We start from the raw sequence: 12,935 nt of genomic DNA on the forward strand, positions 1-12,935 counted from the left end.
GATGGGTCTCGCCAACCCCGCCGACTTCACCGGCCGCGCCGTCCTGGTGACCGGCGGTACCAAGGGCATCGGGCGCGTGGTCGCCGAGACGTTCCTGGCCGCAGGTGCGCGGGTGCTGGTGTGCGCCCGTACCGAACCGGATGCGCTACCGGAGGCGGATGGTCGCCGGGCCGAGTTCAGGTCCGTCGATGTGCGCGACCCGGATGCGGTCCGGGCGATGGTCGAGGACGCGCATCTGGCGATGGGCAGGCTGGACGTACTGGTCAACAACGCCGGAGGCTCGCCCGATGCGGACGCGGCCGAGGTCTCGCCCCGGTTCGTGGAGAAGATCGTCGCGTTGAACCTGTTGGCGCCCTTCTACGTTGCGCAGGCCGCGAACCGGCTGATGCAGGCGCAGGAGGAGGGCGGGTCGATCATCAACATCGGCTCGGTCTCCGCGCACGACCCGCAGCCCGGCACCGCCGCGTACTCGGCTGCCAAGGGCGGACTGTTGGTGCTGACCAGGGCCCTGGCGCTCGAGTGGGCGCCGAAGGTCCGGGTCAACCACATCACCACCGGGCTGATCCGCACGGAGGCCGCCGCGTCGGTGTACGGCGAGGACGGGGGAGCCGCGGTCACCCGGACGCTGCCGATCGGCCGGATGGCGGTGCCCGCAGACATCGCAGGCGCCTGCCTGTTCCTCGGCGGTCCGCTGTCGTCCTATGTGAACGGGGCCGACATCGCCGTTCACGGGGGCGGCGAGTACCCGGCGCGCTACATTGCAACCCATCCCGAGCTCGGCTGAGCCACACGCACTCTCAACGATCGGAGCACAGCACATGGGGACTCTCGAGGGAAAGGTCGCGCTGATCACGGGTGCGGGCCAGGGGATCGGTCAGGGCATCTCGTTCGCCCTCGCCAAGGAGGGCGTCGCGATCGCAGTGGCCGGACGGACCGAATCCAAGCTCGACACCACGGTCGCGGCGATCCGTGAGTTCGGCGGCACCGCGATCCCCGTGCGCTGCGACGTCTCCGACAGCGACGACATCGCGGCAGCGGTGGACAGGACCGTCACCGAACTCGGCGGCGTCGACATCCTGGTGAACAACGCCAACGACGCCATGCCCGGCAAGCTGCTCGACGTCAAGGACGGGGAGTTCGAGCGGGCGTTTGCCTCCGGACCGCTCGCGACGCTGCGGCTGATGCAGGCCTGTCATCCGCACATGGTCGCGCGCGGCGGCGGCTCGATCATCAACCTGGTGACCTCCGCGGCGGTCCGATGGGACGCGGGCGGTTACGGCGTGTACGGCTCCATCAAGGAGGGCATGCGGGTGCTGACCCGCGCCGCCGCGTCCGAGTGGGGCCGCGACGGCATCCGGGTGAACAACGTTGCCCCGCATGCGCTCACGCCCGCGCTGAAGTGGTGGATGAACAAGAACCCGGAGGAGGCCGCCGAGTTCGTCGCCGGCATCCCGCTCGGCCGCGTCGGCGAGCCGGAGGCCGACATCGGCAGGGCCGTGGTGTTCCTGGTGGGCGAGGACGCGCGCTACCTCACCGGCGCCACCATCCCGCTCGACGGTGGTCAGTCCCGCTGGGGGTAGGCGCCGCGTCATCCGCGCGGGTCGCCACGGCACCAAGGCCTGCCGATCCCGTTGGGGTGTTGTTCACATATCCGTCGCCCAGCAGCCGTTCTCAGTTTCCTGCCAGTTTCGCTCAGTAGATTCGCGCGGATGCGCGATCGATTCCATCCACCGCGGCACTGGCCGCTCGCCGTTGCCGCCCTGATCCTCGCCGCCGGGATCCTCGCGGTGTTCGGCCCGTCCGAGGTAGCCACCAACCCGGTATTCGGCGCCTCGACGTCGCTGTACCGACAGGTCGATGCCGTCACCAGCACGTGGCCGAGCGAGATGGGCACGCTCACCGAACTGGCGGCGGAGGCGCTGCTGTTCGCGCTCGCGGCGATGCTCGCGGCGGCGCTGTGGTGGGGTCGCGGCGACACCAACACCCTCGCGGTCGGGCTCGCGGGCGGCGCGGGCGCGGCGGCGTCGGCACTCGCGACACTCGCGGTGAAGTCGGTCGTCACCGAGGAGCGGCCGTGCACGGCGGTCCCCGGGGTGCACGCGCTCGCCGAGTGCCCGCCGATGGGGGACTGGTCGTTCCCGAGCAACCACTCGGGTATCGCCGCCGCGCTGGCGACCGCGGTGGTGCTCGCCTCCTACGCCGCGCGCCGGGTGTGGCTGTGCGTGCTCGCCGCCGCGTCGGCGGTCGTGGTCGCGATGCTGCGCGTCGTCAGCGGCGTGCACTACCCGCACGACGTGGCGGCGGGACTGGTGTTCGGCGCGTCGATCGCGGTGGCGGTCGCGATCGCGCTGACCCCGGTGACCGCGCACCTGTTGCGGAGGGTCGGCGTCGGCGGCCGGGTCCCGGCGGGCGAGCCCCGGTACTGAGGGCCCGTGGCGCCCCTGCGGGTCAGCGCCGGATCAGCGGGAGGCGGCGGCGGGCCCTGGCCACACCGAGCATCTCGTCGACATCGGTGATCTTGACGCGCGGCCGACCGGACGCGGCGCCGCCTGCGCGCTCGGCGGCGTCGATCGCCTGCCAACCGCGGTAGTCGATCCGGGCGGGCTGGCGCTGCGCGACCAGCTTGGTCAGGTCCTTGCGGCTGCCGACCGGTCGGCTGAGGCTTCCGGACTGGAAGTCCTCGAGCAGCCCGCGGACCGTCTCCTTGGCGCAGGCCTTGTTGGTCCCGATCACGCCCGACGGTCCACGCTTGATCCAGCCGGTGACGTAGACGCCGTCGACGGGCGCACCGCCTGCGGACTCGAGCACCCGGCCGTTGTCGTTGGGGATCGTCCCTCGGCGCTCGTCGAACGGGACGCCCGCGAGCGGCCGCCCGCGGTAGCCGATCGAGCGCAGCACCAGGGAGGCCTCCAGCGCCTCGGAGTCCGCGGTCGGCCGGGCACTCGGCGAACCGTCGGTCCCTGCGACCAGCTCGTTGCGTGCGACGGTGACGGCCTCGACACGGTCGGTGCCGAGCAGCGCCGTCGGCGAGGCCAGGTAGCGGAACACGATCCGCTTGCGGCCGGGGGTGCTCGCGCGTTCGGCGAACTCGCGGGCGAGCTGCACCTTGAACTCGGTGGACGGTTCGTACTCGCCGCTCTCGAGCAGGCGGGCGCTGAGCTCGTCGAGCTCGAGCTCGGCAGGGTCGATCACCACGTCGACGTTCTCGAGCTCACCGAGGGCGAGGAACTCGGGGGTGGAATACGCGGCCTGGGCGGGCCCGCGACGCCCGAGCAGCACCACCTCGCGGATGTTGCTGTGGCGCAGGGCCTCCAGCGCGTGATCGGCGACATCGGTCGTGGCGAGCTCGGCGATATCCATGGTGAGCACGCGGGCCACGTCGATCGCGACGTTGCCGTTGCCGACGATGACGGCGCGCTCGCCGGACAGGTCGAACTCGCGATCGGCGTAGTCCGGGTGGCCGTTGTACCAGGCCACGAACTCGGTGGCGGCGTGGCTGCCGGGCAGGTCCTCGCCCGGGATGTCGAGTCTGCGGTCGCTGGAGGCGCCAACTGCGTAGATCACCGCGTGGTGGTTGGCCATCAACTCGTCGTGGCTCAGGTGCTTGCCCACCTCGACGTTGAGGTGGAACTGGAAGCCGTCCTTGGCTGCCGTCCACTCGAACGCGTCGGTGATGACCTTGGTGCCGGGGTGGTCGGGCGCGACACCCGCGCGGATCAGCCCCCACGGGGTCGGCAGCTTCTCGAACACCTCGACCTCGACGTCCGAGTGCACCAGGAGTTGCTCGGCGGCATACGACGCGGCAGGCCCGGCACCGACGATGGCGACGCGCAGGGTGCCCAGATCGACGCGCTTGGCCTCGGTCGCCTCGAGGGGCCTCCAGCCCTCCTGCAGCGGGTACTTCTCGTAGTAGTTCGCGTTGATCTCCGCGTACCGCGCATCCGCCTCGGACAACTGGTCCGCGGGGAAGATCGCGGCGACCGGGCAGGCGTCAACGCAGGCCCCGCAGTCGATGCAGGTGTCCGGCTCGATGTACAGCATCTCGGTGGTCCTGAACTGCGCCTCGTCCGGCGTCGGGTGAATGCAGTTCACCGGACAGGTCGCAACGCAGGAGGCGTCGTTGCAGCACGCCTGGGTGATCACGTATGCCATGAGAGTCGTTCCTAGGTGCGGGAGCTGGGCTGCGGGGTGGGTCGCCTGTCGGGTTCGGCCGACCGGCGATCAGAGCAGGTTGACCCTCTTGTAGAGGCGCTTGGACGGGCCGCCGACGAGGCCGGAGCTGTCGAGGAACTGCATGAGCTTGGTGCCCGACGTGCGGACCTTGTCCTTGTAGTGCGGATTGGTCTTGGCGGCGGCGATGGCGCGCTCGGGGTCGAGGCCCGCGTTCGCGTAGACGTCCTTGCGGATCATCGACTTCATCACGAAGTAGACGACGACGGCGGTGTTGAGCCGCTCGATCTGCAGGCGGGTCCAGCTCGCGCCCTGTAGGCGGCGGCCGACCTCCTCGCGGGCGAAGCGGATGTGCCGGGCCTCCTCGAGGACGTGGATCTTGCTGACCGTGCGGGTGACGGGCTGCACCCGCTCGTCCTTCATGAAGTCGCGCTGCATCATGTCGAGGATCTCCTCGGCGGCCATCACGCTGGCATACGCGTTGGCGCCCTTGAAGAATCCGCCCCAGATCCGGCCGAGCTTGTGAATGACGGGGTGCGGGCCGTAGCTGGGCATGCCGAAGCGCTCGCCCGCCCTGGCGAACATCACCGAGTGGCGGCACTCGTCGGCGACCTCGGTGAGGGCGAACTGCACGTGCCGGGAGTGCTTGTCGCGGCCGTAGACGTCGCGCAGAAGCATCTGCATGAGCAGGATCTCGAACCACAGGCCGACGCTGGAGACGCTGGCCGCCTCGTGCTTGGTGAGCTCGACCTTCTGCTCGAGGGTCATCTCGTCCCACAGCGCGGTGCCGTAGAGGGTGCTCCATTCGGGGGTGAGGCCGTACTTGTCGTCCGGTACCGGGGCTTCCCAGTCGACCTCGATCATCGGGTCGTAGGACTTGCGGGCGGAGGACGCCAGCAACCGCTTCGCCGTCTCTTCGCGGTCGGAGATCGCGGGGCGCTGCAGCGGCATCGCGGTTGTCATTGGCAGTCCTCCATTTGTGTGACACCGAGTAACAGGTACTGCGACTGTACATCTACCCCCGTGGTGTGACAACTGTCACCGGACGGCCGTCCAGGGAGATCAGAGTTTGGCTCGCCAAACTTCCTGATATGGTCTAGCGAACTAGAGTGGTGGATGCACGGATCGACAGGGGGACGGCGTTGTCAGTGGAGGAGCTCGGCGTCACGACTCCGGAGCGCGCGCCCAGGGCTACCGGCTCCGCCAAGGGCCGCCTCATCGCTCTGGCCGGGCCGGCATTCGTCGCCGCGATCGCGTACGTCGATCCGGGCAACGTCGCCTCGAACCTGACCGCGGGCGCCAAGTACGGCTACCTGCTGGTGTGGGTGCTGGTGCTGGCCAACGCGATGGCCGTGCTGGTGCAATACCTCTCCGCGAAACTGGGCTTGGTCACCGGGCGCTCGCTCCCGGAGCTGCTCGGCGACCGACTCCGCCCTGCCCAGCGCAAGGCATTCTGGGTCCAGGCCGAACTGGCCGCGGTCGCCACCGACCTCGCCGAGGTGATCGGCGGCGCCATCGCCCTCAACCTGCTGTTCGGGGTGCCGCTGCCGCTCGGCGGCCTCATCACCGGCGTCGTGTCGATGGCGATCCTCGCCACCCAGAGTCGCGGCCAGCGGACCTTCGAGTTCGTCGTGATCAGCATGCTCGCGATCATCACGCTCGGCTTCGTCAGCGGACTTGCGTTCACCGACGTGTCGGGCGGCGAGGCGCTGGCCGGGTTGGTGCCGCGCTTCGAGGGCACCGAGACCGTGCTGCTGGCGGCGAGCATGCTCGGCGCCACCGTGATGCCGCACGCGATCTACCTGCACTCGGCGCTCGCGCGCGACCGGCACGGACGCGACATCGAGCCGGGCAGGCTGCCTCGGTTGCTCAAGGCCACCAAGATCGACGTCGTGGGCGCGCTGATCGTCGCCGGCTCGGTCAACATCGCCATGCTGTTGCTGGCCGCGTCCGCGCTGCGCGGGATCGAGGGCACCGACACGATCGCGGGCGCGCACGCCGCCATCTCCAGCGCCCTCGGCCCCGCGGTCGCGGTGATCTTCGCGATCGGCCTGCTTGCCTCGGGTCTCGCGTCCACCTCGGTCGGTTGTGCTGCCGGTGCCGAGATCATGTCGGGCCTGCTGCACTTCCGGATCCCGATGCTGCTGCGCCGGACCCTGGTGCTCATCCCGGCACTGGTCGTGCTCGCGATGGGCGCCGATCCGACACTGTCGTTGGTGATCAGTCAGGTGGTGCTGAGCTTCTGCATCCCGTTCGCGCTCGTGCCGTTGGTGCGGATGACATCCGAGCGCGGGCTGATGGGCGAGCACCTCAACCGGCGCGGAACCACCGTCGCGGCCTGGGCGGCGACGGCCGTCATCGTCGCGCTGAACCTCGCGCTGCTGGTTCTCACCGTCACCGGCGCCTGACGCACCCGCCCGAAACGTAGGTCCACCACGGCCCGCGGGGGTCTGATTTGATTAGCCTAACCAAACAAATCGGACGCATCGGGAGAGTCATGAGTAGCTATCGGCCCGACTGCGACGGCGTGATGGCCACGCTCGACGTGATCGAGAAGAGCTTCGGATGAACCGGGGTGCTCACCTCGAGCAGATAGCCGTCGTGCTCGCAGGGGCGAGCGGGGCGAAGGTGCGCTACCCGATCGGACTGCGCGAGCTCGAAGTGCTCAGCTCACGGATGATCGGGTCCGGGCTCCTGCGCCTGACCCTGGGCGGACCGGACCTGGACGGCTTCGAGACCCACGTGCCCGATGAGCACGTTCGGCTGATCTTCCCGGACGCCGACGGCGCGCTGCGGCTGCCCGAGCGCGACGGGCTGAGCCTGAAATGGCCTCGACCGCTGCCCATCTCGCGGGAGTACACCGTCCGCAGGCACGATCCGGTCGTGGGTGAGCTCGACATCGACTTCGCCATGCACCCGGGCGGATTCGCCTCGACGTGGGCGGCGGCGGCAACGCCGGGAACCCGGGTGCACGTCGCGGGCCCGCCCGGAGGGCTGGTGGTCCCGCCGAGCTACGACCGCTACCTCCTCGCGGGCGACATCACCGCGTTGCCCGCGATCGCGCGCTGGCTCGAGGCGCTGCCGAGGGACGCGGCCGGCTGGGCCTTCGTCGAGGTGGCGGACGCGTCCGAGGAGATCGAACTGGCGGCGCCCGCCGACGTCGAGGTGCGGTGGCTGCACCGGGGGCCCGTCCCCGCAGGCCATGCGGACGTACTCGAGAGGGCGCTGCGCACGGTCACCGTCCCGCCGGGCGAGCGGGCCTACGCCTGGATCGCCGGTGAGGCCACCACGCTGCGACCTCTGCGGGCTTGGGCGCGTGACGAATTGGGGCTCGGGCCGTCGGACTGCCTGATCACCGGCTACTGGAAGCGCGGGGTCGCGGACTTCGACGAGGACGACGACGAGCACGCCCACTAGGGCGTCCGCGCCCGATCACTCGGGTTCGGCCGCCGCGACCAGGCTGGGGGCGGTTGCCTCGGCGTCGGTTGCGGCGGGCCGCACGCGCCCCGGCGCCCAGACGCCGACGAGCGCCGCCGACACCAGCATCACCGCGGCCAGCACATACGACGAGTGCGACATCCCCGCCATGAAGGCATCGCGAGCGAACTCGGCGAGCTGCTCGCCTTGCGGGCCTGCACGTTTCGCGACCTCGAGCGCCGACGCGAGCGACGCCCCGACCGGATCCTTGGCGACCTCGGGCACCGCGGCGACGGCGGGCGCGATCTCGCGGGCGTAGGTGGCGGCGAGCAGGCTGCCCGCCACCGCGATGCCGATCGCCGCGCCGACCTCGCGCGCGGTGTCGTTGACCGCGGACGCGACGCCCTGCTTGTCGTCCGGGGTGTTCTCCATGATCGAGGTGGTGGCCGGCGCCGAGCACAGGCCGAGGCCGGTGCTGAACATCAGCAACGCCACCACCGCCTGGCCGTACCCGCCGTCGACGTCCAGTCCGCCGAGCAGGATCAGGCCCACGCCGGCCAGCCCCAGTCCGCTCATGGCCAGCGCACGCTGGCCAACCCTCGGGATCAGCCACGGCGTGATCGCGGAGACCGCGACCATCGGAACGACCATGGGCGCCAGGGCGATTCCGGCCTGCAGCGGGCTGTAGCCGAGCACGAGCTGCATGTACTGGATGACCAGGAAGAACAGCCCGAAGGAGGCCAGGAACTGCAGCGTCAGCGAGGCCGCACCCGCGCCGAACCCGCGCACGCCGAACAGTCGGACGTCGAGCAGCGGATGCGCGCGCCGCATCTCGACGACCGCGAACGCGACCGCCGCGAGCAGTCCGCCGACTACCGCGAGCAGAACCAGGGGGTCGAGCCAGCCGCGGGCCGGACCCTCGAGCAGGCCGAGCACGACCAGTCCGACGGCCGCGACGGCGAGTACCGCGCCGAGGAGGTCGAACGGGGGCGAGTCCTCTTCCCGCGACGACGGCACCGTCCACGCGATCGCGAACAGGGCTACCGCGGCCGCGGCGAACCCGACGAAGATCGACTGCCACTGCCATTTCTCGAGCAGCAGGCCGGAGACCAACAGTCCGGCGATCCCGCCCGACGCCGCGACACCCGCCCAGATCGCGACGCCGCGGGAACGCTGCTCGGGCGGGAAGCTCGCGGTCAGCAGGGACAGGGTCGAGGGCATCACCAGCGCCGCGCCGATTCCCGCGATCGCCCGCGAGCCGATCAGCCATTGCGGGGAGTCGAGCCAGATCGGCAGCGCGGAGGCCGCCGCGAAGATCAGCAGCCCGACCAGCAACACCCCGCGACGGCCGTACCGGTCACCGAGTGCCCCTGCCGGCAGCAGCAGCGCGGCCAGCGTCAGGGTGTAGCCGTCGACGATCCAGGTCAGTTCGCTCTGGGTGGCGCCGGTGTCCAGCGCGAGGGCGGGCAGCGCCGAGTTCAGCCCGGCGGCCGCGGCGATGACCATCGCCACCGCCGAGCACACCACCGTCAGCGTCCATACTTCTCGTAAGGACATCTTGGCCTTGGCGGACTCGGTCGGACGGTTCATCAGCGCCTCCGGGGGAGAAAACAAGACTGTCAGTATCGTTTGAAGACCGATGGTTCCACAACCCCGCATACCTGCGGTCAATGGAGGTGACATGGGCGACGAGCCCGCCGAGGCGGCCGAAACCGATTCCCGCGAGGACCCGCGCAAGGTCCGCTCGCGGGCGCGACTGCTCGACGCGGCCACCGCGTTGTTGGCCAAGGGTGGCACCGAGGCAGTCACCATCGACGCGGTGACCAGGGCGGCGAGGGTGGCCCGCGCGACGCTGTACCGGCACTTCGACAGCGGAACCGAACTGGTCGCGGCCGCGTTCGGTCGGCTGATCCCACCGGCCGCGACGGTGCCGGAGGACGGTGACCTGCGGGGGCAGCTCATCGCACTGCTCACGGACCAGGCGCGGCTGATCGAGGCCGCACCGATGCAGCTGACCGCGCTGTGCTGGCTGGGAATGGGGCCCGGCCTCGACGAACGTGCCGCTCGGGAGGGCGGGGGCGCTGCCGATCGCCCGGAGCTGCGGTCGCTGCGCAGCCAGATCGCCGAGCAGTACCGGACGCCGTTCGACCGGATCTTCGCGAGTGCGGAGGCCAGGATGCTGCTCGGGGACACCGACTACGAGTTGGCCCTGGCGCAGCTCCTCGGGCCGTTGGTGTTCACCAAACTCGCGACGCTGCGACCGTTAGGTCCGGAGGCCTGCGCGCGGATCGTCGACGACTTCCTGGCGGCCCGCGCATCGGCTGGGCAATCCTCCCCCTCTAAAGGCTGGGTGCCGACGCTGTCGCGGATCTATGATCGAAGGCACCCCACGGTTCGATCGTGAGGCCCAGCCGACAAACCAGTCGATCATCAATGGTGAGATGGGGCCGAGACATGACGACGACAGACGTCCGGAGGGGACAGACGATGTTGAAAAGACTCGCAGTGCTATTCGCCATGGCAGCGGCCATGGTTGCCCTCGTCGGTGTCGGTCCCGCGGCGGCCGCCGGTCCAGCGGTGCTGGGAGGTGGATCCGGGATCATCGTGGGCGGTGAGGCCATGTGCACGCTGACCACCATCGGGCACGACGGAGCGGGTCGACTGGTCGGTATCACGGCAGGCCACTGTGGTGAGCCGGGCATGGCAATCACGTCCTCGCACAACGAGGAAGCCGGCATCGTCGGCCACATGGTCAGCAAGAGCACCCAGTGGGACTACGCGGTGATCGAGTTCAACCCGGCCAAGGTGACCCCGGTCAACCGGGTCGGTGGCGTCACCATCACCGGCATCGGCGCACCGGCCAACTTCCCGGACATCGTGTGCAAGGAAGGCCTGCGCACCGGCAACACCTGCGGTATCACGTGGGGTGACCTGGTCCAGACGAACGAGACGTGGACCCAGATGTGCGTTATCGAGGGTGACTCCGGAAGCCCGGTTGTGCGTGGCACTACCCTGGTCGGCATGGTCAACGCCTACGTGGGATTCGCATGCATCGGACCGGAACTCGGCACCAATATCGATGTGGTCATGGCCGACATCAACGCCAAGGGTGGCGTTGGCGCGGGCTTCCGCCCGATCTAACCCGGAATGCCACCACGTAAGCGAAGCGGCGACGGCCTCACCGCACAGAACCTGATCGAGCTGACCGAGGCACTCGCCGAGGGTAAGCGCGCCACCGTCTATCTGATCGAACCCACGCCGAGCCTGAACCTGGCCGCGGGCTGTTCCGCTCGGGTGCTCTCCGTACAGGGCACCACGCTGATGTTGCGGCCGAAGGGCGTCAACGACGAGTTGCCGTTCGAGGCCGACGAGCTCCGGTTCACCCGGATTCCGCCGGTACAGGCAAAGGCGAAGGGCGCCAAGGCTGTACCGGCCAAGGCTGCTTCCGCGAAGACCGCACCGGCGAAGACCGCACCGGCGAAGGTCGCGCCCGCCAAGGCCGCACCGGCGACAGCGCGGCCTGTGAAGGCCGTAGTCCCGGCGAAGGCCGCCGTCGAGTCGACCCCGGCCGGGCCCGCGGCACCCGCAACCACCCCGACCCGACCGAAGGCACCCGTGACCGCACCGAAGACCCCCGCATCGATGACGCTGGTGCCGAAGCCGGAGACGGCGCACACGGACGGACCGGCCGCCGCACAGGCGAAACGTGCACGCAGGCCGAAGGATCCGGCGAGCGTGAGCGTCACCCTGCACGCCGAGGCGGGCAACGAGTGGACGGTCACCGTGACCCACGGTGAGCGTCGCCCTGGCCGCGCGGCACCCGTGTCGGCCGACGCGGTGGAGCGCGCGGTGCGCGAGCTCGGTGATCCCGCAGCGGAACAGGCGGTCGCGTCCGTGCTCAGCGCGGCCCGCGATGCCGCCGCCAAGCGGGTGGAGGAACTGAGCAGGCAGCTCGCCGAGGCGCAGAGCACGCTGGCCGCGCTCGGCGCCGACGGCGCCTGATCGAACCAGCGCCGTCGGGCGCCTGATCGCAGCGGAGGTAACTCGATGCCCGTGCCCCAGAGCGTCTCCCAGCTGTTCTCGCTCGACTCGCTGCTCGACGAGGAGGAGCTGGCGGTCCGGGACACCACCCGCCGGTTCGCCGCGGAACGGATCCGGCCGCACGTCGCGGGATGGTTCGAGGCGGGTACGCTGCCCGCGCGTGAGCTCGCGGCCGAGCTCGGCGGGATGGGGCTGCTCGGCATGCACCTCGAGGGGTACGGCTGTGCAGGGATGAGTGCGACGGCCTATGGGCTGGCCTGCCTGGAGCTCGAGGCGGTCGACTCGGGGATCCGGAGCCTGGTGTCCGTGCAGGGGTCGCTGGCGATGTTCGCCATCCACCGCTTCGGCTCGGAGGAGCAGAAGCAGCAGTGGTTGCCCAGGATGGCTGCGGGCGAGGCCCTCGGTTGCTTCGGGCTGACCGAACCCGACTTCGGCTCCAACCCAGCCGGAATGCGTACTTCCGCCCGGCGGGACCGCGGCGACTGGGTGCTCAGCGGCACCAAGATGTGGATCACGAACGGATCGGTCGCCGATGTCGCCGTGGTGTGGGCGCGCACCGACGACGGCATCCGTGGGTTCCTGGTCCCCGCCGACAGCCCCGGATTCTCCGCGCCCGAGATCAAACACAAGCTGTCGCTGCGGGCCTCGGTCACCGCGGAGCTCGTGCTGGAGGACGTGCGGCTGCCCGAATCGGCGATGCTGCCCGAGGCACGTGGGTTGTCGGGACCGTTGAGCTGCCTCGGCGAGGCCCGGTTCGGCATCGTCTTCGGTGCGCTCGGCGCGGCTCGCGACTGTCTGGAGACCGCGATCGACTACGCCCGCAGCCGCGAGGTCTTCGACAAGCCGCTGGCCGCGTTCCAGCTGACCCAGGCGAAGCTCGCCGACATGGCGCTCGAGCTCGGGAAGGGCCAGCTGCTGGCGCTGCACCTGGGGCGGCTCAAGGATCGCCACGAGTTGAGGGCGGAGCAGGTGAGCCTCGGCAAGCTCAACAGCGTCCGCGAGGCCCTCGCCATCGCCCGCGAATGCCGGACCATCCTCGGCGCCAACGGCATCACCCTCGAGTACCCGGTGCTGCGGCACGCCAACAACCTGGAGTCGGTGCTCACCTACGAGGGCACGTCCGAGATGCACCAACTGGTGATCGGTCAGGCCTTGACGGGCGAGTCGGCGTTCCGATAGCCGCGGCGCCTTGTGCTCGCCCTCGTGGACGCGCACGCTGATTCAGGGGGCCGTGAGGCGAGCGGAGCCGGACATGGACACCGTTATCCGCGCTGGATGGTGTCTCAGCCCATCTCCATGGCCTTCCC

At 70.1% G+C, this 12,935-nt stretch carries 12 protein-coding genes; 9 read left to right on the plus strand and 3 right to left on the minus strand.

All coding sequences use genetic code 11. The annotated features are described in order from the left end of the window. Position 1: 1 nt before the first annotated feature. The 3 genes from BTZ20_RS01295 to BTZ20_RS01305 all read left to right on the plus strand — a co-directional run bounded on the left by BTZ20_RS01295 (position 2) and on the right by BTZ20_RS01305 (position 2,426). Positions 2-784: an SDR family oxidoreductase gene (locus BTZ20_RS01295; protein WP_077040094.1), complete on the plus strand. Its 783-nt coding sequence runs from the start codon at positions 2-4 to the stop codon at positions 782-784. Positions 785-818: 34 nt separating this feature from the next. After that, complete coding sequence (locus BTZ20_RS01300; RefSeq protein ID WP_077040095.1) at positions 819-1,580, plus strand: SDR family NAD(P)-dependent oxidoreductase; 762 nt, start codon at positions 819-821, stop codon at positions 1,578-1,580. A gap of 129 nt (positions 1,581-1,709) precedes the next feature. Next, on the plus strand, positions 1,710-2,426 hold the full coding sequence (locus BTZ20_RS01305) for a phosphatase PAP2 family protein (RefSeq protein ID WP_077040096.1): 717 nt from the start codon (positions 1,710-1,712) through the stop codon (positions 2,424-2,426). A gap of 22 nt (positions 2,427-2,448) precedes the next feature. On the opposite strand, the gene BTZ20_RS01310 is transcribed toward BTZ20_RS01305, so the two are convergent. Continuing rightward, entirely contained in the window at positions 2,449-4,152 is a 1,704-nt protein-coding gene (locus BTZ20_RS01310; RefSeq protein ID WP_077040097.1) for an FAD-dependent oxidoreductase, read from the minus strand. A 69-nt stretch (positions 4,153-4,221) separates the two neighbouring features. Further along, entirely contained in the window at positions 4,222-5,133 is a 912-nt protein-coding gene (locus tag BTZ20_RS01315; RefSeq protein WP_077040098.1) for an AurF N-oxygenase family protein, read from the minus strand. 149 nt (positions 5,134-5,282) lie between these two features. Between BTZ20_RS01315 and BTZ20_RS01320 the strand changes: the two genes are divergently transcribed. After that, a complete protein-coding gene (locus BTZ20_RS01320; protein WP_411269133.1) occupies positions 5,283-6,578 on the plus strand; it encodes an Nramp family divalent metal transporter in 1,296 nt (431 codons plus the stop codon). A 157-nt stretch (positions 6,579-6,735) separates the two neighbouring features. Next, positions 6,736-7,587: a siderophore-interacting protein gene (locus tag BTZ20_RS01325; protein ID WP_077040100.1), complete on the plus strand. Its 852-nt coding sequence runs from the start codon at positions 6,736-6,738 to the stop codon at positions 7,585-7,587. 15 nt (positions 7,588-7,602) lie between these two features. Here BTZ20_RS01325 and BTZ20_RS01330 read toward each other — a convergent pair whose 3' ends face one another. After that, positions 7,603-9,177 carry an MFS transporter gene (locus BTZ20_RS01330; RefSeq protein WP_077040101.1) on the minus strand — a complete coding sequence of 525 codons (1,575 nt, stop codon included), beginning with the start codon at positions 9,175-9,177 and terminating at the stop codon, positions 7,603-7,605. A gap of 91 nt (positions 9,178-9,268) precedes the next feature. Between BTZ20_RS01330 and BTZ20_RS01335 the strand changes: the two genes are divergently transcribed. The 4 genes from BTZ20_RS01335 (at position 9,269) to BTZ20_RS01350 (ending at position 12,807) form a co-directional block, all read left to right on the plus strand. Further along, positions 9,269-9,991: a TetR/AcrR family transcriptional regulator gene (locus BTZ20_RS01335; protein ID WP_077040102.1), complete on the plus strand. Its 723-nt coding sequence runs from the start codon at positions 9,269-9,271 to the stop codon at positions 9,989-9,991. Between the two features lie 83 nt (positions 9,992-10,074). After that, on the plus strand, positions 10,075-10,728 hold the full coding sequence (locus BTZ20_RS01340) for a peptidase S1 family protein (protein WP_077043389.1): 654 nt from the start codon (positions 10,075-10,077) through the stop codon (positions 10,726-10,728). A 6-nt stretch (positions 10,729-10,734) separates the two neighbouring features. Next, positions 10,735-11,589, plus strand: coding sequence for a hypothetical protein (locus BTZ20_RS01345; RefSeq protein ID WP_077040103.1), 855 nt, complete (start codon positions 10,735-10,737; stop codon positions 11,587-11,589). 45 nt (positions 11,590-11,634) lie between these two features. Further along, the gene (locus tag BTZ20_RS01350; protein ID WP_077040104.1) at positions 11,635-12,807 is read left to right on the plus strand and encodes an acyl-CoA dehydrogenase family protein; all 1,173 of its coding nucleotides are present in this window, start codon (positions 11,635-11,637) and stop codon (positions 12,805-12,807) included. Positions 12,808-12,935 lie beyond the last annotated feature (128 nt).

This window comes from Rhodococcus sp. MTM3W5.2 (assembly GCF_001984015.1).
GTDB lineage: Bacteria > Actinomycetota > Actinomycetes > Mycobacteriales > Mycobacteriaceae > Rhodococcus_G > Rhodococcus_G oryzae.

What these genes read in the sequence shown, in the direction of transcription:
- BTZ20_RS01305 (WP_077040096.1), top strand. Translation starts at nt 1,710, where the DNA reads ATGCGCGATCGATTCCATCCACCGCGGCACTGGCCGCTCGCCGTTGCC.
- BTZ20_RS01315 (WP_077040098.1), bottom strand. Translation starts at nt 5,133, where the DNA reads ATGACAACCGCGATGCCGCTGCAGCGCCCCGCGATCTCCGACCGCGAA.
- BTZ20_RS01330 (WP_077040101.1), bottom strand. Translation starts at nt 9,177, where the DNA reads ATGAACCGTCCGACCGAGTCCGCCAAGGCCAAGATGTCCTTACGAGAA.
- BTZ20_RS01300 (WP_077040095.1), top strand. Translation starts at nt 819, where the DNA reads ATGGGGACTCTCGAGGGAAAGGTCGCGCTGATCACGGGTGCGGGCCAG.
- BTZ20_RS01345 (WP_077040103.1), top strand. Translation starts at nt 10,735, where the DNA reads ATGCCACCACGTAAGCGAAGCGGCGACGGCCTCACCGCACAGAACCTG.
- BTZ20_RS01340 (WP_077043389.1), top strand. Translation starts at nt 10,075, where the DNA reads ATGTTGAAAAGACTCGCAGTGCTATTCGCCATGGCAGCGGCCATGGTT.
- BTZ20_RS01350 (WP_077040104.1), top strand. Translation starts at nt 11,635, where the DNA reads ATGCCCGTGCCCCAGAGCGTCTCCCAGCTGTTCTCGCTCGACTCGCTG.
- BTZ20_RS01335 (WP_077040102.1), top strand. Translation starts at nt 9,269, where the DNA reads ATGGGCGACGAGCCCGCCGAGGCGGCCGAAACCGATTCCCGCGAGGAC.
- BTZ20_RS01310 (WP_077040097.1), bottom strand. Translation starts at nt 4,152, where the DNA reads ATGGCATACGTGATCACCCAGGCGTGCTGCAACGACGCCTCCTGCGTT.
- BTZ20_RS01325 (WP_077040100.1), top strand. Translation starts at nt 6,736, where the DNA reads ATGAACCGGGGTGCTCACCTCGAGCAGATAGCCGTCGTGCTCGCAGGG.
- BTZ20_RS01295 (WP_077040094.1), top strand. Translation starts at nt 2, where the DNA reads ATGGGTCTCGCCAACCCCGCCGACTTCACCGGCCGCGCCGTCCTGGTG.